Genomic DNA, 18451 nt, shown 5'->3' with positions numbered 1-18451 from the left:
GTCCGGGGGACCGCGCTGTCCCCCGGACCGTGCGATCAGACCGACGCGGGCCGGATCAGGTCGACCGTGCGGCCCGCCGTGCGGTGGGCCGCCGCCCACTGCTCGATGGCCTGCCGGCACGCCTGGTCGAGGTGGCGCAGGCCGCGCAGGTCGACCCGGACGTGCTTGGTCACCGGCAGGGCCTCCAACGCCTCCAGCAGCCTGGGCAGCTTCAGGAACGTGGCGTTGCCGCGCAGGGTCACGTGCTCGTGCTCGCCGCCGTCCGGCGTGACGGTCACGGTCAGCCGCGACACGTCCCACGCCGTCTTCACCACGGCCGCCAGCACGCCGACCAGGGTGCCGGTGAGCAGGTCGGTGGTGACGATCAGCCCGGCGGTGAGCAGCAGCACCGCGCTCTCCGCCCGGTCCGCGCGGGCCAGTTCCAGCACCCGGCGCGGTTCCAGCAGCTTCCAGCCGGCCTGCACCAGGATCGCCGCCAGCACCGCCAGCGGCACGTAGGACAGCACGCCGGGCAGCGCCACGACGAACACCAGCAGCCACACGCCGTGCAGCACGCGGGACGCCTTGGTGCGCGCGCCGGCCTGCACGTTGGCCGCGCTTCGGACGATGACCGCGGTCATGGGGAGCGCACCCAACACGCCGCACACGGTGTTGCCGACGCCCTGGGCGACCAGCTCGCGGTCGTACCGCGTGCGCGGACCGTTGTGCATCCGGTCCACGGCCGCCGCGCTGAACAGGCTCTCCGCCGAGGCGACCAGCGCGAACGTCACGGCCGCGCCCAGCACGCCCGCGTCGACCAGGGAGAAGTCGACCAGCCGCACGACGTCGGTCAGCGGGCCGACCTCGATGCGGGCCAGCGGCAGGAACACCCCGACCCCGGCGGCCACCACCACGGCGACCAGCACGCCGGGCACGGCGCGGAACCTGGTGCGCTTCCACAGCGCCGCGACGACCAGGGTCAGCACCCCGACGCCGACGCCGGCGGGCGACGCGACCGCGGCGACCACCAGCCCCGGCAGGCCGGTGAACTTCTCGGCGGTCGTCGCGGGAGCGGCGAGGCCCGCCAGCGGGTAGAGCTGGCCGAGCACCAGCACCAGTCCGATGCCGGCCAGCATCCCCTGCACGACGGCGGGCGAGATGGCCCGGAACCAGCGGCCCAGGCGCAGCAGGCCCAGCGCGACCTGGATCAGGCCCGCGCCGAGCACGATGACGCCCAGCGCCGCGAGGCCGTGCCCGGCCACCGTGTCGGCGACCAGCACGGTGAGGCCGGCGGCGGGGCCGCTGACCTGCAACGAGCTGCCGGGCAGCAGGCCGACGACGAGACCGCCGACCACGCCGGTGACGATGCCCAGCTCGGCGGGGACGCCGGAGGCCACCGCGACGCCGACGCACAGCGGCAGCGCCACCAGGAACACCACGATCGACGCCCCGACGTCCGGCCACCAGGAGGTCCCGCCGGGCGAGCGGGACACGGGCTCTTCGATGTGCATGGTCACGCCACGACTCCTAGAGCGGCTGGAAGCGGTCGGCGGCGAAGGCCGACACGTCGCCGGACTCGATGTCGTAGAACCAGCCGTGCACGCGCAGGTCGCCGGAGGCGATCCGGTCCCGCACGAACGGGTAGTCCTCCAGCGCGCGCAACTGCGCCAGGACGTGCTCCATGCCCTCGGCGCGCAGGCCGTCGGTGGGCGTGCCGGTCCGGAACGGGGCGTGCGTGGCGAGCCAGCGCAGCATGGTCGGCAGGTGGTCGAGCGCGGGCCGGCCGGAGTGCAGGGCGTTGACCGCGCCGCAGTGCGAATGCCCGCACACCACGATTTCGGCGACGCCCAGCTGCACGACGGCGAATTCGATGGTGGCCATCTCGCTGGAGGCCGAATGCGGGCTGAACGCGGGGATCACGTTGCCCGCCGTGCGCAGCTCGAACAGGCTGCCCGGTTCGGCCCCGGTGATGGCGGCCGGCTGGATCCGGGAATCGGCGCAGGTGATGAACAAGGCCGTCGGTGACTGCCCGGCCGCGAGCCGCCGCCCCGTTTCCGGGGAGCGCCGCTGCGAATGCGTCCGGGCATGCTGAACTAGGTGACGGAATTCCACGGGATTCCTCACAGGTCAGTAGTGGCGAGGATGCGGTTGTGGCACAGCGGTGGGATCAGTTCCGGAACACCTGGAGCGCGGACGGTGTCGGCCGGCCGGGCCGGTGACCCGTGGCGAGCGGCGCGGGCTCGGGGTGCCGGGCGCGGCAGGCCGCCGGGCGGACCGGCGGCTCGGCCGGGCGGTCGGGCCCGATCCGGTGGGGCGAGGCGGAAAACGCGCGCGTCTCGGGTAGCTTGCGGCTCTCCCGGTTGGGGTCCTCTTCGGACAGCGCCTCGGCCACCGGCACCCGGTGGGCGGTCACCGCGAGGTCCGCGACGTGACCGGGCCCGCTGGGCGCCGGGGTGAGCACCGCGAGCAGTGCCAGGAGCACCGCCGTTACCGCGACACGCGCCATGACACCCCCCGATGATCGCGCCGGTGCTGTCAGTTTCCCAGTGCGGGATGACATCGGGGTTAATGGTGCCGCCTGATCGGGGTGCCGAACGGGATATTCACTCGTTTGTGCGTGAGCTAGATCATTCGAAATCGTGAAAACTACTCATCGTGACAACTAGGAGAGCTGCGTTGCGGCCAACGTGAACGCCAGCGCGGCACCGAGACAGGTGATCGCCCGGACGTGGTTGCCGGGCACCCATTCACGCAAGTAGCGCGCCCAGTACTCGGTCGTGCCCTCGCGCTCCAAGGCGTTGTTGCGTGGAATGTGATATGCGGCGGTGAACACGACGCCGCCCAGCAGGTAGAGCGCCGCGCCGACCCAGCCGGCCACCGTGCCGCCCAGCGCCGCCGCCACCGCCGACACCGCGCCGGTACCCAGGAAGACCAGCAGGAACACCGGGTTGACCACGGCGATGTTGATCGCCCGCATCGCCGCCGCGCCCTCGGCCGGCGCGGCCCGCCGCAGACCGGGCATGACCATCGCGGAGAACGCGAAGAAGACGCCCGCCATCAGGCCGCAGCCCAGGGCCGCGATGATCGTCAAGGTGAACATGGGGACAGTCAAGTCGACCCGGGCGAGACTTTCCATGGCCCAGGGGCTCGATCCCATGTCCGATCGTCTCTAGGCTGGGCAACCGTGGACGCACTGGCCGGGCTGCTCGACGGACCCCGCGCACGAGGGGCGTTCCTGCTGCGCACCGTCCTGGACCCGCCGTGGTCCCTGCGCATCCAGGACCGCGCGCCGCTGACCGTGGTGGCCGTGGTGCGCGGCGACGGCTGGGTGCTCCCCCACTCCGGCGACCCCGTGCGGCTGCGCGCGGGCGACGTGGCGGTGCTGCGCGGCCCCGACCCGTACACGCTGGCCGACGACCCCGGCACGCCCGTGCAGGCCGTCGTGCACCCCGGCGAGATCAGCACCACCCCCGAGGGCGCGGCGCTGTGCGAGCGGTGGGACCTGGGCGTGCGCACGTGGGGCGGCGACCCGGACGGCCCGGTCGTGCTGCTGTCGGGCACCTACCAGCTCGACGGCGAGGTGAGCCGCCGGCTGCTGTCCGCGCTGCCGCCGCTGCTGGTGGCCCCCGAGTCCGACCTGCCGCTGGTGCCGCTGCTGGCCGGCGAGATCGACAAGGACGAGCCCGGTCAGGAAGCCGTCCTGGACCGCCTGCTGGACCTGCTGCTGATCTCCGTGCTGCGCTCGTGGTTCTGCCGGCCGGAGGCGAACGCACCGGGCTGGTACCAGGCGCACGGCGACCCCGTGGTGGGCCGCGCGCTGCGCCTGCTGCACGCCGACCCGGCCCGGCAGTGGACCGTGGCGTCGCTGGCCGCCGCCGCCGGCGTCTCCCGCGCCGCGCTGGCCCGCCGGTTCACCGAACTGGTCGGCGAGCCGCCGATGTCCTACCTGACCGACTGGCGGCTCACCCTCGCCGCGGACCTGCTGCGCGAACCCTCCGCGACCCTCGCCGCGGTGGCCCGCCAGGTCGGCTACAGCACGCCGTTCGCGCTCAGCGCGGCGTTCAAGCGGGTGCGCGGCGTGAGCCCGTCGGAGCACCGCACCCGCGAAGACCCGGGCGCCTGAGGCCCGCGCCCGGTCAGGCCCGGTCGAGCCAGCCGAGCAGGTCGTCGGTGACGAACTCGCCGTCGAGCGCCACGTTCTCGTCGACCGCGCCCAGGTCGAGCCGGTACACCGAGACCCGGTCGCGGCCGTGCCGGCGCATGAAGAACCCCGCGCCGCCGCTGTCGTCGCCGACCAGCACCCAGTTCGGCGCGTACCGCGCCACCTCGAACGCCTCGTTGCGCTCACGGATCGCCTGCGGGCCGTAGAGCAGCACGCCGTCGGCCCGCAGCACGCCCGGCGTGGACCGCCACAGCGCGGCGACGGTCGGGTTCGGCCCGTCGCGCAGCCCGGCGGCACGCGCCTCGCTCACCGCCAGGAACCCGGCGAACGACTCCGCCACCGGCTCGTCCTCGCCGGTGAACGGGTCCCGCTCCACCACCCGGTGCTCGCCGTCGACCACCGCGTCCAGCGCGAAGCCGTACCGGTGGCCGCACGGCTCGGCGCAGAACCACAGCCGCGTCCCGTCCAGGCCGTCGACCAGCCCGTCCGAGGTCTCCTCGAAGTCCTCGGGCGGCTCGCCCGAGGGCGGCGGCGCGGCGATCGGCATCCCGTCGACCGTGCCCGTCCCGTACTCGGCGAGCCACCACCGGAACGACGGCGACAGCGGCCCGACGACGGCCTCCGCCTCGGCGATCGCCGCCGCGCCGACACCACCGGGCCGGGCCTCGACCGCCGACCCGTGCTCCACCAGTTCGCGCAGCAGGACCAGGTCGGGCCGCACGGCCGTCAGGACCCGATCAGGCGGGCCGCCAGGTAGGACTCCAGCTGGTCCATCGACACCCGCTCCTGGGACATGGTGTCGCGCTCCCGCACGGTCACCGCGTGGTCGGTGAGGGTGTCGAAGTCGACCGTGACGCAGAACGGCGTGCCGATCTCGTCCTGCCGGCGGTAGCGGCGGCCGATCGCGCCCGCGTCGTCGAACTCGATGTTCCAGTGCCGGCGCAGCGCGTTGGCCAGGTCCTTGGCCTTGGGCGACAGGTCGGCGTTGCGGGACAGCGGCAGCACGGCGGCCTTGACCGGCGCGAGCCGGCGGTCCAGCCGCAGCACGACCCGCTTGTCCACGCCGCCCTTGGCGTTCGGGGCCTCGTCCTCGGTGTAGGCCTCCAGCAGGAACGCCATCATCGGCCGGCCCACGCCCGCGGCCGGCTCGATCACGAACGGCCGGTAGCGCGAGTTCGTCGCCTGGTCGAAGTACGACAGGTCGACACCCGAGTGGTTCGAGTGGGTGTTGAGGTCGAAGTCGGTGCGGTTGGCGATGCCCTCCAGCTCGCCCCACTCCTGGCCGCCGAACCGGAAGCGGTACTCGATGTCGACGGTCCGCTTCGCGTAGTGCGACAGCTTCTCCTTCGGGTGCTCGAAGTGCCGCAGGTTCTCCTTCGAGATGCCCAGCTCGGTGTACCAGCGGGTGCGCTCGTCGATCCAGTACTGGTGCCACTCCTCGTCGGTGCCGGGCTCGACGAAGAACTCCATCTCCATCTGCTCGAACTCGCGGGTCCGGAAGATGAAGTTGCCGGGCGTGATCTCGTTGCGGAAGCTCTTGCCGATCTGGCCGATGCCGAACGGCGGCTTGCGCCGGGACGTGGTCTGCACGTTCAGGAAGTTGGTGAAGATGCCCTGCGCGGTCTCCGGGCGCAGGTAGTGCAGGCCCTCGTCGGTCTCCACCGGGCCGAGGTGGGTCTTGAGCAGGCCGTTGAACATCTTCGGCTCGGTGTACTGGCCCCGGGTGCCGCAGTTCGGGCACGGCACGTCGGACACGTCGCCCTCGGCCACCTGCTTGCCGGTGCGCTCGGCGTACTCCTCGACCAGGGTGTCCTGCCGGAACCGCTTGTGGCACGAGTTGCACTCGACCAGCGGGTCGACGAACGCCTCGACGTGCCCGGACGCCGTCCACACCTCGCGCGGCAGGATCACCGACGAGTCCAGGCCCACCACGTCCTCGCGGCCCCGGACCATGTAGTTCCACCACTGCCGCTTGATGTTGTCCTTCAGCTCGACGCCGAGGGGACCGTAGTCCCAGGCCGACCTCGTCCCGCCGTAGATCTCGCCGCACGGGTACACGAACCCGCGGCGCTTGCACAGGCTGACGACGGTCTCGATGCGATCGGCTGCCACGGACAACTCCATCGGAGGGGCGGGGTAAACGGGGTTGCCAGGGTAGTCCTCGGGGTCGCGCCTCCATCGGGCGACCACAGCCCCGACGTGCCCGACCCGCGCGGACGGCGGACGAGCCGCGCGCGACGCGGGGCTTCCGCCGGCCCGCCGGGCCGGGCGGCTAGCGCGGGGTCGCGGGGCCGGCGGCTTCGCCGAGCCGGACGGTGCCGGCGTCGGCGGCGACCAGGCTGGTCAGCCGCTCGACCGCGCCGCCGTCGGCGACCAGCAGCGGCTCGAAGGCGGCGGGTTCGGCCACGGCCTCGGACAGCAGCGGCACGACGTGCTCGCGCACCTCGAACGGCGACAGCGCCCGCCGGTAGGCGACCACCGAGTCGAACTCGACGGTCAACACGAACAGGTCCTCCTCGTCGGTCGACCGGCCCAACGACCCCCGCCGGCAGCCCGGCCGAGCGGTCAACAGCTCCAGGGCCCGGCCGACGCGCGCGGTGAACGCCGGGACTTCGGACACGGGCACGGTGAACCGGCACACGAGCAGCACGGTGCAAGGATGCCACGGTGGCGGAATCGAAGCGGACGCTGATCCCCGGTGCCGGACCGTTGGCCAAGGTGCCCGCTCCGGCGGTGTTCCTGCTGGTGCTGGGCCTGTTCGGGGCGGGGGTGTGGGTGCGCGGCACGGTCGGCGCGCTGCTGCTCGGCCTGCTCGTGCTGGGGGTGGCCGGTCTGCTCGCGGCGACCTGGCGGTTCCTGACGCCCAGCGCGCGCGTGCTGCGGCTCTTGGTACTTGCGGTTCTTGTGCTTGTGACCTGGTCTGTGCTGGGAACGTAGTATTGGTGCTGAAAATCCATTCCACGTGGTCGGAGGCGCCGTGACGGTCGAAGTGCGGAGCGAGCACGTGCACTCCCCGACGCGCGGCGCGGCCCAACCCGTGCCCCCGCGCCCGGCGCACACGCTGTCCGCCGCCGGGGAGCTGCTGCGCGCCCTGGCCGCCCCGGTGCGCATCGCGATCGTGCTCCAGCTCCGCGAGGCCGACCGGTGCGTGCACGAGCTGGTCGAGGCGCTGGGCGTGGCCCAGCCGCTGATCAGCCAGCACCTGCGGGTGCTCAAGGCGGCGGGCGTGGTGCACGGCGAGCGGCACGGCCGCGAGGTGGTCTACCGGCTGGTGGACGAGCACCTCGCGCACATCGTGGTGGACGCCGTCACACACGTCGACGAAGGTCCGCGTGGTATCAACTCCGCAGTACTCGGGACGGAGGAACTGTGACCACGAGCGAGCGCCCCAACACCAACGTGCCGGGCCTGCGTTCCACCAAGCAGCGCACCGCCGTGTCGCGGCTGCTCGACTCGCTGGACGACTTCCGCTCGGCGCAGGAGCTGCACGAGGAGCTGCGCCGGCGCGGCGAGGGCATCGGCCTGACCACGGTGTACCGCACGCTCCAGTCGCTGGCCGACGCCGGCGAGGTGGACGTGCTGCGCACCGACTCCGGCGAGGCGATCTACCGGCGCTGCTCGTCGCACCACCATCACCACCTGGTGTGCCGCACCTGCGGGCGCACCGTCGAGGTGGAGGGCCCCACCGTGGAGCGGTGGGCCGACCGGGTGGCCGAGGAGAACGGGTTCTCCGAGGTCAGCCACACCGTGGAGATCTTCGGCACGTGCGCGGACTGCGCCAAGGCCGCCAAGCCCTCCTAGCGGCCGGTCCGCGCGCGAGCGCTAGCCCTCGTAGGTGTCCTCGGGCGGCACGATCGGCGTGACCTCGCCGACGGTGAACGTCGGCACGTAGGCGTTCTCCCTGGTCGCCGAGCGGGGCACGACCCGGCCGACCACCTCGACCCACTGGTCGGTCGGCAGCGCGGCGAAGTCCTGGCCGGTGAGCAGGGTCTTGACCGGGGCGGCGTCGGCGGCGCAGCACGAGATGGTGAGCCGGGCCAGATAGACGTTGCGCTCCTTGCGCACGATGAACCCGGTCAGCTTCACGGTCCGGTCGTCGAGCGAGCCCGAGTCGTCCCACGCCGTCCGGGTGACGAACTCGCCGATGGTCAGCGGGACCACCTCGTCCCCGGGCAGCGGCGCGAACCCGTTGCCCGCCTTGGCCTCCTGCGCCGCGTTGCGGTCCGACCGGTTCACCGTGTCCGCGCCCAGCGCGGGCGGGCTGATCAGGAACACCGCCAGCACCGGCAGCAGCAGCATCCACGGGCTGCGGGAACTGCCGTGCTCGTGCCCGTCGTGGTGGTGCGCGCCGCCGTGATCGTCCTCGACCGGCTCCCCGGCCGCGCCCTCGGCCGGGTGCGGGACCTCGACCGAGCGCCCGCGCCGCAGGTCCTGGACGATCGCCACCACCGCGAGCACGATCATGACCGAGCCGGTGACCACCAGCCACGGCTGCAGCGACTCCTTGACGTACCGCAGGTAGGTGCCGCTGAGCGCGAGCTTGAGCAGCGCGCCGCCGAGCAGCACCAGCAGCACGTTCTGGGTTTCCCGCCGCATCAGCTCTCCCGCCTCACCGCAACGTCCACCGCGACACCCGCCCGGCCGCTCACAGGAACACCGCACCCGCGACCAGCGCGCACGCGATCGCCACCACGAACGTGACCGGCGCGAACCGGGCCGCGAAACCCCGGCCGAACGCCCCGGCCTGCAACGCGACCAACTTCACGTCCACCGCCGGACCGACCACCAGGAACACCAGCCGGGGCAGCAGCGGCAGCGCGGACATCGACACCGCGACGAACGCGTCCGCCTCGCTGCACAGCGCCAGCACCACCGCGAGCAGCGCCATCACCAGCACCCCGAGCACCAGTTGGCCGCCCAGGGTCTCCAGCCACTCGGCCGGGACCAGCACGTTGAACGCCGCCGCGAACACCCCGCCGAGCACCAGGAAGCCACCGGCCTCGACCAGGTCGTGCCGGGCGGTCTCGGCGAACACCAGCCAGCGCGACGTGCCGTCGCGGTCCGGCAGCCGGCGCAGCGCGCGTTCCGCGATCCACCCGGCCTTGCCGAACCGGGTCCACAGCCAGCCCATCACCACGGCGGTCAGCAGCGACCCGAGGAACCGGGCGGGCACCATCAGCGGCGCGTCCCGGAACGCCACGGCCGTCGACACCAGCACGATCGGGTTCACCGCCGGCGCGGCCAGCAGGAACGACAACGCGACCGCCGGCGCGACGCCCTGCTGCATCAACCGGCGCGCCACCGGCACCGAAGCGCACTCGCAGCCCGGCAGCGCGATCCCGGCGACACCGGCCACCGGCACCGCCAGCGCGGTCTTCTTCGGCAGGAGCCTGCGCAGCGCGCTCGGCGGCACGAACGCCGCGATCGCACCGCTGATCAGCACCCCGAGCACGAGGAACGGCAACGCCTGCACGCACACCGCGACGAACACCGTGGACGCCGTGCGCAGCACCGGCACGTTCAGCGCCGACACCAGCCAGTCCTGGAACAGGAGCGCGAGCACCAGCACCACGCACAGGATTTCCAGCGACGTCACCCGGAAGCGGGGCGGCGTGCGGCGCGGGCGTGACCCCCGGATTTCGCCAGTGATTGTCACTGTCGAGATGATGCCAGGTGCCGCCCGCGCCGCCGAACCGACCTACGTCGGGTCTTCGACCTCTTCGCGCAGCTCGTCGATCGTGGACAGCACGTCCATCGCGCTGCGCACCGGCAGCAGCGGCTCCACCACGGCCGTCACGCCCCGGCCCTCGGCGATCACCGACTCCGCCAGCGCCACCGCCTCGTCCCGCTCGTACGGGCCGCACACGAACGAGTCCCAGTCCTCGCCCGCCGACGCCTCGAAGGTGATCGCCCACGGCAACCCCTCGACCTCCGCGTCGTCGTCCGGCTCGTACACGATCACCCCGGCCACGTCACGCACCGCCTTCCGCGCCCGCCAGCAGCTCCGTGCGCAGCTGGGACGCCGTAGAGACCACCAGCATGAGCAAGGTGCTCAGCGGTTCGGTACGCAGCCCCTCGGCCGGGAACGCATACCGCAGGGTCACGTCGACCCCCCGCTCGGTGTGCACCACACCGAGCGTGCCGAACAGGCCCTGACCTGCTCGTTCAGCCGCCGAAGCGGCCAGGTCCGGGTTCTGCGGGAGGTCCCACGCCACCACGCAGGTCAGGCTCAGCACGGTCAGCCCCTCGGCCAGCCGCATCGCCTGCACCGCGCACGGGACGTCGCCGTGCCGGAAGCTCAACGCCCCGTCGTCGTCCACGTGCACCTCGTGGAACAGCTCCAGCGCCTCCCGCGCCGAGGTGAGCAGCCGCGCGGTCACCGCCGCGTCGTCCGCCTCGGTCGCGGCGGGATCGGTCGCCGCGGGATCGGTCACGGCGTCCTCGGGCGCGCCGGGGTCGCCGGTCGCTGCGGGATCGTCGGTCACTCGTTCTCCTCGTCCACATCGGGCTTGTCCACCGCGCCGCCGAACCGCCGGTCCCGCCGCGCGAACGACTCGCACGCCCGCCACAGGTCCAGCCGGTCGAAGTCCGGCCACAGGATGTCCTGGAACACCAGCTCCGCGTACGCCGACTGCCACAGCAGGAAGTTCGACGTGCGCTGCTCCCCCGACGGCCGGATGAACAGGTCCACGTCCGGCATGTCCGGCTGGTACAGGTACTTGCCGATGGTCCGCTCGTCCACCTTGTCCGGGTTGATCCGGCCGGCGGCGGCCAGCCGCGCGATCTCCCGCGCCGCGTCGCCGACCTCGGCCCGTCCGCCGTAGTTGATGCACATCGCCAGGTTCAGCACCGCGTTGTCGCGGGTGCGCTCCTCGGCGACCTCCAGCTCGTTGATCACGCTGCGCCACAGCCGGGGCCGCCGGCCCGCCCACCGGACCCGGACCCCCAGCTCGTCCAGCTCGTCGGTGCGGTGGCGGATGACGTCACGGCTGAAGCCCATCAGGAACCGGACCTCCTCGGGGCTGCGCCGCCAGTTCTCGGTGGAGAACGCGTAGAGCGACAGCCACTTCACGCCCAGCTCGATCGCGCCCTTGGCCGCCTCCACCACCACGGCCTCACCGCGCTTGTGCCCCTCGATGCGGGACAGGCCGCGCTGGTTGGCCCAGCGGCCGTTGCCGTCCATCACGATCGCGATGTGCTTCGGCACGAGGTCGGCCGGGATCGACGGCGGGACGGCGCCGGTGGGGTGCGGGTCCGGGGGTCGGGGAACGCGCGCGACGCGTTCGGCCCGCCTTCGGCGAAGCATGTGGGCAGAGTCCTCTCGGAGATCGGGTCCCCGGCGCGGGCCGCCGGTGCGCCGCACGGCGTGCCGCACCCGCGGTGCCACGAGTGCCGTGCCACGACCGGCGGCCACGCGGGCAGCGGGGAAGTTCGGTGCGGCTGGCGACTCTATCCGTCCGCCAAGGGCGCCTTGCGCTCGACCAGCGGCAGCGACCGGAGCCGGCGCTCCAGGTGCCACTGGAGGTGCGCGGCCACCAGGCCGCTGGCCTCGCGCCGGGGCGCGTTCGGGATGCCGTCCACCACGTCCCAGTCGCCGTGCAGCAGCGCCCCGAGCAGCCGCAGCGTCGCCTCGTTGGGCTGGGAACTGCCCGGCGGACGGCAGTTGTGGCACACCAGCCCGCCCACGTGCACGTTGAACGCCCGGTGCGGACCGGGGTCGCCGCACCGCGCGCACTCGTTCACCGCCGGGGCCCAGCCCGCGAACGCCATCGCGCGCATCAGGAACGCGTCCAGGATCAGCGACGCGTCCCGCTCCTTCGCCGCCAGCGCCCGCAACGCGCCGGTGACCAGCAGGTAGAGCCGCAGCACCGGCTCGCCCTCCTCGGCGGTCAACCGGTCGGCGGTCTCCAGCACCGCGCACGCCGCCGTGTAGCGCTGGTAGTCGTCCACCAGGACCACGCCGAACGCGTCCAGCGTCTGCACCTGGGTGACCACGTCCAGCGAGCGGCCCGGGTAGAACTGGACGTCGACGTGCCCGAACGGTTCCAGGCGCGCGCCGAACCGCGAGGACGTCCGCCGGACCCCCTTGGCGACCGCGCGCACCTTGCCGTGCTTCTGGGTCAGCAGGGTGATGATGCGGTCGGCCTCGCCGAGCTTCTGCACCCGCAGGACCACACCCGTGTCCCGGTACAGATTCGCCATCTCTGGAACAACCCCCCGGACCAGCCGGCCCCGCGTCGGTCGCGGGGTCAGAAACCGAGTCTACGAAGCTGCTTCGGGTCGCGCTGCCAGTCCTTGGCGATCTTGATGTGCAGGTCGAGGTAGACGCGGGTGCCGAGCAGCTTCTCGATGTGCCGGCGCGCCGTGATGCCCACCTGCTTGAGCCGCTCCCCCCGGTGGCCGAGGATGATCGCCTTCTGGCTGGGGCGCTCCACGAACACGTTGGCGTGCACGTCGAGCAGGTCGTCCCGGCCCTCGCGCGGCAGCATCTCCTCCACCACGACCGCGATCGAGTGCGGCAGCTCGTCCCGCACGCCCTCCAGCGCGGCCTCCCGGATCAGCTCGGCGACCAGGGTCTGCTCGGGCTCGTCGGTGAGTTCGCCGTCCGGGTAGAGCGGCGGGCCCTCGGGCAGCCGGGCCATCAGGAGGTCGGCGAGCGTGTCGACCTGGAAGCCGTCCTGCGCGGAGACCGGGATGAGTTCGGCGAAGTCCATCACGTTCTGGAGCGCGAGCAGCTGCTCGGCCACCTGCTGCTGGCTCACCAGGTCGGTCTTGGTGACGATCCCGATCACCGGGGTGCGCTTGGCGATCTTCTCCAGCTCGGCGGCGATGAACTTGTCCCCCGGACCGACCTTCTGGTCGGCCGGCACGCAGAAGCCGACCGCGTCCACCTCGGACCAGGTCTCCCGGACCAGGTCGTTGAGCCGCTGGCCGAGCAACGTCCGGGGCCGGTGCAGGCCGGGGGTGTCGACCAGGATCAACTGGCCGTCGGAGCGGTGCACGATCCCGCGGATCGTGTGCCGGGTCGTCTGGGGCTTGCTGGAGGTGATCGCGACCTTGGTCCCCACCAGCGCGTTCGTCAACGTCGACTTGCCGGCGTTGGGCCGACCGACAAAGCACGCGAACCCGGAACGATAACCATCCATCCGCCCATTGTCCCCATCCCCGCCCGCCCCGCCCTTCCACCCCTCGCAGCGGCGTTCGGCGGTGTGTGCTGTGCGGTCCGACCGGGCCGGACGAGGTGACGACGATCCGCCCCACCGCGACGCCGCCGCGCCCCGTTGCGCCGTCTCCGTCAGCCGTATCCCATGCTCCCGGGAGGCCGTTCGGTTGTCCGTCCGTACCGAGTTCACTCCATGTCGTGAACCCACGTCAGACCGGGCACTTTCCGGCCGCAGATCTCGTTGCCGAGGAAGTAAGGAGGCGAGGCACGGCGGGGGCTTGTGCACCGGCAGGCTCCTGGGCGTCCGCGCGCGTTCGACCACATCCGGCGCGGCCCGGTCAGGCGCGACGCGACCGGGAACGCACGGCCAAGCACAGCCGAGCCAAGCACGACACGGCCAGGCACGACACAGCCAAGCCAAGCGCGGCTGGGCCAAGCGCGGCTGGGTGGGCACGGGCAGCTTGGGCCAGGCCGGGCGGCTGGGCAGGCACCGGCTGGGCGCGCACGGCCGAGCGGGAGCGGTCGGCAGCCCTGGGTATGCAGGGGTGCGGGCGAGCAGGGCGTGGCGGGCACGCGGGGGCGCGCAGGGCTCGGGGCTGGCACACCTGGCCAGGAAGAGTGCGGAGGACGCGGGCTGGACTCGAAGCGGGCACGCGCGGGCCGGTACGCGCAGGCTCGGGTACGCGGGCTCGGGGCAGGCCCGCGTGGACGGGCAGAGTGCAGACACGCTGGGCTCGGGGCAGGTACGCGCGGATTGCAGGCGTACATGCGGAGAAGCGAACGGACCCCTGACGGTCCCGCCTCCTGACCGGCCAGCCACGTGACCTCACCCAGCTTGCGGCAGGCTGCCCGGCCCGTAGCTGACTGCCCAGCGCAGTCGCTCGGCAGTCAGCCCACCCGGCGCAGTCAGCCCACCCGGCGGGCACTCGGAAGTCGGCTCTACCCGGCGGGACAGTCGGCTTCACCCGGCGGGAGGGGGCACCCGGGCCTCAGCGCCCAGCGTGCGGACGGACCTTCGGCCAGCGGCTGGCTGCTGGCGGCCTGGCTGCTGGCGGCCAACTGTTGGACACAGGCGGCTGGAGAAAGGCGGCCGGCGGCCGGGCAGGCAGCGGGCGTACGGGGCCTTGCGGGTCCGGCGCCTCAAGACCCCAAGAACGGTCTGCGGGCGGCAGCGCGTAGCCGGGTCGCAGGAGCAGCCGGGTCGCAGGAGCAGCCGGGTCGCAGGAGCAGCCGGGTCGCAGGAGCAGCCGGGTCGCAGGAGCAGCCGGGTCGCAGGAGCAGCCGGGTCGCAGGAGCAGCCGGGTCGCAGGAGCAGCCGGGGTCCGGGGCACGGCCCTGGACCCCGGCACTGCGACCACACCACCGCCGGCAACCGAGAGGTTTGCGACCGCTCGGGTGTCGGAGGTTCTGCGGGCGAGTGGTTCCTGGCGGGTCAGTCGGACTTCGCGGGCGGGGTGACGCGGTTCAGTTCCAGTGTGGACGGGAGTGGGCCGCCGGTGGTCAGCCACTGCTCCAGGTCGTCCATCACGGCGTCGTGCAGTACGAAACCCAGCCACACCGGCTTCGCGCCGGGTGGTTTGACGACCACGATGTTGGAGTTCTCGCACGCGTCCAGGCAGTCCGCCGTGCGCACCCGCACCCGGCCGCCGGACCGTGCCGCCACGGCTTCCAGCCGGCGCAACTGCTCGGCGTGGTCGTACTCGGGGTGCTTCTTCACCGTGCCGCAACAACAACCGCGGCACACGGTCACGTGCGCCACTACACGGTTTCCCGGAGTGTGCCTGTGCCGTCCGCGCGCAACACCGGCACGCCGGCCGTCAGGTCGCGGGCCGCCGCGACCGAATCCGGGTCGACGGTCTCCGCGCCCGTCACGACGGCTGCCGCCTCCAGTCCTTCCGCGCCGCTGGACACCGCGGCCGCCACGGCGGCCTGGAGCGCGGTCAGCTTCAACGACGGCAACGCCACGGTGGTCGCCGCGTAGGTGCGCCCGTCGGTGTCGCGCACCGCCGCGCCCTCGGCGGCCCCGGTGCGCGCCCTGGCCGAGCGGGCCAGGGTGATGATCTTGGCGTCCTCCGGGTCGAGGTCGTGGTCGAGGTCAGTCACCGGGGGTTCCCTCCGCAGAAGTGTCGCCGTTGTTCGCGGGCCGGACGAGCACCGTGGTGATGCGCATCCGCCCGCGTTCGTCCTTGCCGCCCTCGGCCCGCATCCGCAGGCCCGCGATCTCCGCTTCGGTGCCCGGCAGCGGCACGCGGCCCAGGCGTTGTGCGAGCAGGCCGCCGACGGTTTCGACCTCGTGGTCGTCCAGTTCGGTGCCGAACAGCGCGTCCAGGTCGTCCACCGGCAGCCGCGCGCTGACCCGCACCGAGCCGTCGGCCAGGTGTTCGACGGGCGGGCGGTCGTCGGTGTCGGACTCGTCGGTGATCTCGCCGACGATCTCCTCCAGGATGTCCTCGATCGTCAGCAGGCCCGCGGTGCCGCCGTACTCGTCGACGACGATCGCCAGGTGGTTGCGGGACAGCTGCATCTCGCGCAGCAGGTCCGCGATCGGTTTGGAGTCGGGGATGAACGAGGCGGGTTTCATCACGTCCGCGACGGACGCGCCGTTGGGTTCCTCGGCGAGGGTGAGCCGGACGAGGTCTTTGAGGTTCACCACGCCGACGATGTCGTCCACGCTCTCGCCGATCACCGGCACCCGCGTGTAGCCGGTACGCAGGGACAGCGCGAGCGCCTGCCGCACGGATTTGGCCTGCTCGATCCACACGATCTCGGTGCGCGGCACCATCACCTCGCGCGCGATGGTGTCGCCCAGCTCGAACACCGAGTGGATCATCTCGCGCTCGCCCTCGTCGACGACGCCGCGTTCCTGCGCCATGTCGACCAGTTCGCGCAGTTCGACCTCGGAGGAGAACGGGCCTTCGCGGAAGCCCTTGCCGGGGGTGATGGCGTTGCCGACCAGGATCAGCAGCCGCGACAGCGGGCCGAGCACCCGGCCGAGCACGCGGATGGGCCCGGCGGCGATGAGGCTCACCGCGTACGGGTGCTGCCGGCCGATGGTTCGCGGGCCGACGCCGACGAGCACGTACGACACGACCAGCATGCTCAGGCCGGCGACCAGGACGGCCACCCAGCCGGTGGAGATCAGTTCCAGGCACACGACGGTGACCAGCACCGTCGCCGCCAGTTCGCAGCCCAGCCGCAGCAACAGCAGCAGGTTGACGTGCCGCGGCCGGTCCGCGAGCACCTGGATCAGCTGCCGGGTGCCGGCGCGGCCCTGCCGTTGGAGCGCTTCGACGCGCGCCCGCGACACGGTGCCGAGCGCCGCGTCGGCGCCCGCGAACGCGCCGGCGGCCAGCACCAGCAGCACGGCCAGCACGATGAGGCTGGTCGGGTCCCCCGTCATCGCGGCCTCAGGCGGTCGGGTCGGGCCGGTCGGAGTCCTCCAGGCCCACCGCCCCGAGCAGCTTGGAGTCGGCTTCGCGCTGCGCGGACTTGCGCTCCGCCTCGGCGGCGGCGGTGCGGAAGTCGCCCAGGATCCGGTTCTGCAGGGTGAACATCTCGCGCTCCTCGGCGGGCTCGGCGTGGTCGTAGCCCAGCAGGTGCAGCACGCCGTGCACGGTCAGCAGGTGCAGCTCGTCGAGCAGGCTGTGGCCGGCTTTCTTGGCCTGGTCCTTGGCGAACGCCGGGCACAGCACGATGTCGCCGAGCAGGGCGGGCCCGAGCCCGGCGGCGTCGGGGCGGCGGGCCGAGTCCAGCTCGTCCATCGGGAACGCCATGACGTCGGTGGGTCCGGGCAGGTCCATCCAGCGCTGGTGCAGGTCCGCCATGACGTCCAGTTCCACCAGCAGGACGGACAGCTCGGCCAACGGGCTGACGCCCATCCGGTCCAGGGCGAACCGGGCGGCGGAGACGATGGACGGCTCGTCCACGGTCGCGCCCGATTCGTTCGCGATCTCGATGCTCACGACGCCTATCGTCCCCGGCGCTGCCCGCGCGACCGCGCACCGGGTCCGGCGTGCTGCCTGCGGTCGTCCCCGAGGTCGTGCTCGTCCTGCTCGACCTGCCACTTCTCGTAGGCGTCGACGATGTCGGCGACCAGCCGGTGGCGGACGACGTCGCTGCTGGTCAGGAGGGAGAAGTGGACGTCTTCGACGCCTTCGAGGATGTCCCTGACGACCTTGAGCCCGGATCGCTGCCCGCCGGGCAGGTCGACCTGGGTGATGTCGCCGGTGACCACGATCTTGGAGCCGTAGCCGAGCCGGGTGAGGAACATCTTCATCTGCTCGGGCGTGGTGTTCTGCGCCTCGTCGAGGATGATGAACGCGTCATTCAGGGTGCGGCCGCGCATGTACGCCAGGGGGGCGACCTCGATCGTGCCGGCCTGGGTGAGGCGCGGGATGGATTCCGGGTCGACCATGTCGTGCAGGGCGTCGTAGAGCGGGCGCAGGTAGGGGTCGATCTTCTCGTACAGGGTGCCGGGCAGGTAGCCGAGGCGTTCGCCCGCTTCGACGGCCGGGCGGGTCAGGATGATGCGGTTGACCTGCTTGGCCTGCAGGGCCTGGACGGCTTTGGCCATGGCCAGGTAGGTCTTGCCGGTGCCGGCGGGGCCGATGCCGAACACCACGGTGTTCTGGTCGATCGCGTCGACGTAGTGCTTCTGGTTCAGGGTCTTGGGGCGGATGGTCCGGCCGCGGCGCGAGATGATGTCGAGGCTGAGCACCTCGGCGGGCGATTCGCCGGTGCCGGCGGAGAGCATCGCGACCGTGCGGCGGACGGTGTCCGGGCCGATCTGCTGGCCTCGGCTGGCCAGGGTGACCAGTTCGCCGAAGACGCGTTCGGCGAAGGCGACGTCGGCGGGCGGGCCGGAGAGGGTGATCTCGTTGCCGCGCACGTGCACGTCGGCGTCGAGCAGGTCCTCGGCGAGCCGGAGGTTCTCGTCGCGCGAGCCGAGCAGGGCGAGCACCGCGCCGTCGGGCACGGCGAACTTGGACTGGGCGTCGGCCGCGGCGTGGCCGGACTGCGGCTTGTTGTCAGCGGTGTCGGCCACGTGGCCTCGGGCCTGCTTCCTGCGCGTTCGCGCCGAACTCGGGTGTACTTGACCTACCTCCACCGATGCTAGCCGCCCCCACCGACACTCCGCACCGGAGTAA

23 protein-coding genes are annotated in these 18451 nt (G+C 72.5%); 4 read left to right on the top strand and 19 right to left on the bottom strand.

Annotated elements, in window-relative coordinates; translation table 11 throughout:
- Nucleotides 1-35: 35 nt before the first annotated feature.
- The 4 genes from AC0HI0_RS43515 to AC0HI0_RS43500 form a co-directional block, all read right to left on the bottom strand.
- Nucleotides 36-1490 (bottom strand): SulP family inorganic anion transporter, encoded by a 1455-nt coding sequence (locus tag AC0HI0_RS43515; RefSeq protein ID WP_480934518.1) that lies wholly within the window; start codon nucleotides 1488-1490, stop codon nucleotides 36-38.
- Nucleotides 1491-1506: 16 nt separating this feature from the next.
- A complete protein-coding gene (locus AC0HI0_RS43510; protein ID WP_480929303.1) occupies nucleotides 1507-1992 on the bottom strand; it encodes a carbonic anhydrase in 486 nt (161 codons plus the stop codon).
- A gap of 154 nt (nucleotides 1993-2146) precedes the next feature.
- Nucleotides 2147-2485: a hypothetical protein gene (locus AC0HI0_RS43505; protein WP_480929302.1), complete on the bottom strand. Its 339-nt coding sequence runs from the start codon at nucleotides 2483-2485 to the stop codon at nucleotides 2147-2149.
- A gap of 156 nt (nucleotides 2486-2641) precedes the next feature.
- Nucleotides 2642-3079, bottom strand: coding sequence for an anthrone oxygenase family protein (locus AC0HI0_RS43500; protein ID WP_480929301.1), 438 nt, complete (start codon nucleotides 3077-3079; stop codon nucleotides 2642-2644).
- A gap of 84 nt (nucleotides 3080-3163) precedes the next feature.
- Between AC0HI0_RS43500 and AC0HI0_RS43495 the strand changes: the two genes are divergently transcribed.
- Complete coding sequence (locus AC0HI0_RS43495; protein ID WP_480929300.1) at nucleotides 3164-4102, top strand: AraC family transcriptional regulator; 939 nt, start codon at nucleotides 3164-3166, stop codon at nucleotides 4100-4102.
- Between the two features lie 13 nt (nucleotides 4103-4115).
- Here the strand turns inward: AC0HI0_RS43495 and AC0HI0_RS43490 are convergent, their stop codons facing one another.
- The 3 genes from AC0HI0_RS43490 to AC0HI0_RS43480 form a co-directional block, all read right to left on the bottom strand.
- Nucleotides 4116-4862, bottom strand: coding sequence for an SMI1/KNR4 family protein (locus AC0HI0_RS43490; RefSeq protein ID WP_480929299.1), 747 nt, complete (start codon nucleotides 4860-4862; stop codon nucleotides 4116-4118).
- Nucleotides 4863-4867: 5 nt separating this feature from the next.
- Complete coding sequence (locus tag AC0HI0_RS43485) at nucleotides 4868-6253, bottom strand: glycine--tRNA ligase (RefSeq protein WP_480929298.1); 1386 nt, start codon at nucleotides 6251-6253, stop codon at nucleotides 4868-4870.
- 160 nt (nucleotides 6254-6413) lie between these two features.
- The gene (locus tag AC0HI0_RS43480; protein ID WP_480929297.1) at nucleotides 6414-6791 is read right to left on the bottom strand and encodes an antibiotic biosynthesis monooxygenase family protein; all 378 of its coding nucleotides are present in this window, start codon (nucleotides 6789-6791) and stop codon (nucleotides 6414-6416) included.
- 17 nt (nucleotides 6792-6808) lie between these two features.
- Here AC0HI0_RS43480 and AC0HI0_RS43475 point away from each other — a divergent pair, with 17 nt between their 5' ends.
- The 3 genes from AC0HI0_RS43475 to AC0HI0_RS43465 are packed head-to-tail and all read left to right on the top strand — an operon-like array spanning nucleotide 6809 to nucleotide 7942.
- Nucleotides 6809-7078 carry a hypothetical protein gene (locus tag AC0HI0_RS43475; protein ID WP_480929296.1) on the top strand — a complete coding sequence of 90 codons (270 nt, stop codon included), beginning with the start codon at nucleotides 6809-6811 and terminating at the stop codon, nucleotides 7076-7078.
- Nucleotides 7079-7118: 40 nt separating this feature from the next.
- Nucleotides 7119-7514, top strand: a complete 396-nt coding sequence (locus AC0HI0_RS43470; protein WP_480929295.1) for an ArsR/SmtB family transcription factor — start codon at nucleotides 7119-7121, stop codon at nucleotides 7512-7514.
- A complete protein-coding gene (locus AC0HI0_RS43465) occupies nucleotides 7511-7942 on the top strand; it encodes a Fur family transcriptional regulator (RefSeq protein WP_480929294.1) in 432 nt (143 codons plus the stop codon). Before AC0HI0_RS43470 ends, AC0HI0_RS43465 begins: the two co-directional genes overlap by 4 nt.
- 21 nt (nucleotides 7943-7963) lie before the next feature.
- Here the strand turns inward: AC0HI0_RS43465 and AC0HI0_RS43460 are convergent, their stop codons facing one another.
- The 12 genes from AC0HI0_RS43460 to AC0HI0_RS43405 all read right to left on the bottom strand — a co-directional run bounded on the left by AC0HI0_RS43460 (nucleotide 7964) and on the right by AC0HI0_RS43405 (nucleotide 18348).
- A complete protein-coding gene (locus AC0HI0_RS43460) occupies nucleotides 7964-8737 on the bottom strand; it encodes a TIGR03943 family putative permease subunit (RefSeq protein ID WP_480929293.1) in 774 nt (257 codons plus the stop codon).
- Between the two features lie 49 nt (nucleotides 8738-8786).
- Nucleotides 8787-9797: a permease gene (locus tag AC0HI0_RS43455; protein ID WP_480929292.1), complete on the bottom strand. Its 1011-nt coding sequence runs from the start codon at nucleotides 9795-9797 to the stop codon at nucleotides 8787-8789.
- Between the two features lie 42 nt (nucleotides 9798-9839).
- Nucleotides 9840-10112 carry a hypothetical protein gene (locus AC0HI0_RS43450; RefSeq protein ID WP_360736420.1) on the bottom strand — a complete coding sequence of 91 codons (273 nt, stop codon included), beginning with the start codon at nucleotides 10110-10112 and terminating at the stop codon, nucleotides 9840-9842.
- Between the two features lies 1 nt (nucleotide 10113).
- Complete coding sequence (locus AC0HI0_RS43445) at nucleotides 10114-10575, bottom strand: hypothetical protein (protein WP_480934517.1); 462 nt, start codon at nucleotides 10573-10575, stop codon at nucleotides 10114-10116.
- Between the two features lie 47 nt (nucleotides 10576-10622).
- Entirely contained in the window at nucleotides 10623-11447 is an 825-nt protein-coding gene (locus AC0HI0_RS43440) for an isoprenyl transferase (RefSeq protein ID WP_480929291.1), read from the bottom strand.
- A 143-nt stretch (nucleotides 11448-11590) separates the two neighbouring features.
- Entirely contained in the window at nucleotides 11591-12343 is a 753-nt protein-coding gene (recO, locus tag AC0HI0_RS43435) for a DNA repair protein RecO (protein WP_480929290.1), read from the bottom strand.
- A 47-nt stretch (nucleotides 12344-12390) separates the two neighbouring features.
- Complete coding sequence (gene era, locus AC0HI0_RS43430; protein WP_480929289.1) at nucleotides 12391-13287, bottom strand: GTPase Era; 897 nt, start codon at nucleotides 13285-13287, stop codon at nucleotides 12391-12393.
- 1449 nt (nucleotides 13288-14736) lie between these two features.
- Nucleotides 14737-15021, bottom strand: coding sequence for a (2Fe-2S) ferredoxin domain-containing protein (locus AC0HI0_RS43425; RefSeq protein WP_480929288.1), 285 nt, complete (start codon nucleotides 15019-15021; stop codon nucleotides 14737-14739).
- 41 nt (nucleotides 15022-15062) lie between these two features.
- A complete protein-coding gene (locus AC0HI0_RS43420; RefSeq protein ID WP_480929287.1) occupies nucleotides 15063-15407 on the bottom strand; it encodes a cytidine deaminase in 345 nt (114 codons plus the stop codon).
- Complete coding sequence (locus AC0HI0_RS43415) at nucleotides 15400-16704, bottom strand: hemolysin family protein (protein ID WP_480929286.1); 1305 nt, start codon at nucleotides 16702-16704, stop codon at nucleotides 15400-15402. The genes AC0HI0_RS43420 and AC0HI0_RS43415 overlap by 8 nt, the downstream gene beginning before the upstream one ends.
- A gap of 7 nt (nucleotides 16705-16711) precedes the next feature.
- Complete coding sequence (gene ybeY, locus AC0HI0_RS43410) at nucleotides 16712-17266, bottom strand: rRNA maturation RNase YbeY (protein ID WP_480929285.1); 555 nt, start codon at nucleotides 17264-17266, stop codon at nucleotides 16712-16714.
- A gap of 5 nt (nucleotides 17267-17271) precedes the next feature.
- Complete coding sequence (locus AC0HI0_RS43405) at nucleotides 17272-18348, bottom strand: PhoH family protein (RefSeq protein WP_480929284.1); 1077 nt, start codon at nucleotides 18346-18348, stop codon at nucleotides 17272-17274.
- Nucleotides 18349-18451 lie beyond the last annotated feature (103 nt).

The sequence above is a fragment of the Saccharothrix sp. NBAS 001 genome, from assembly GCF_056640475.1.
This window is presented reverse-complemented; position numbering and strand designations above follow the sequence as displayed.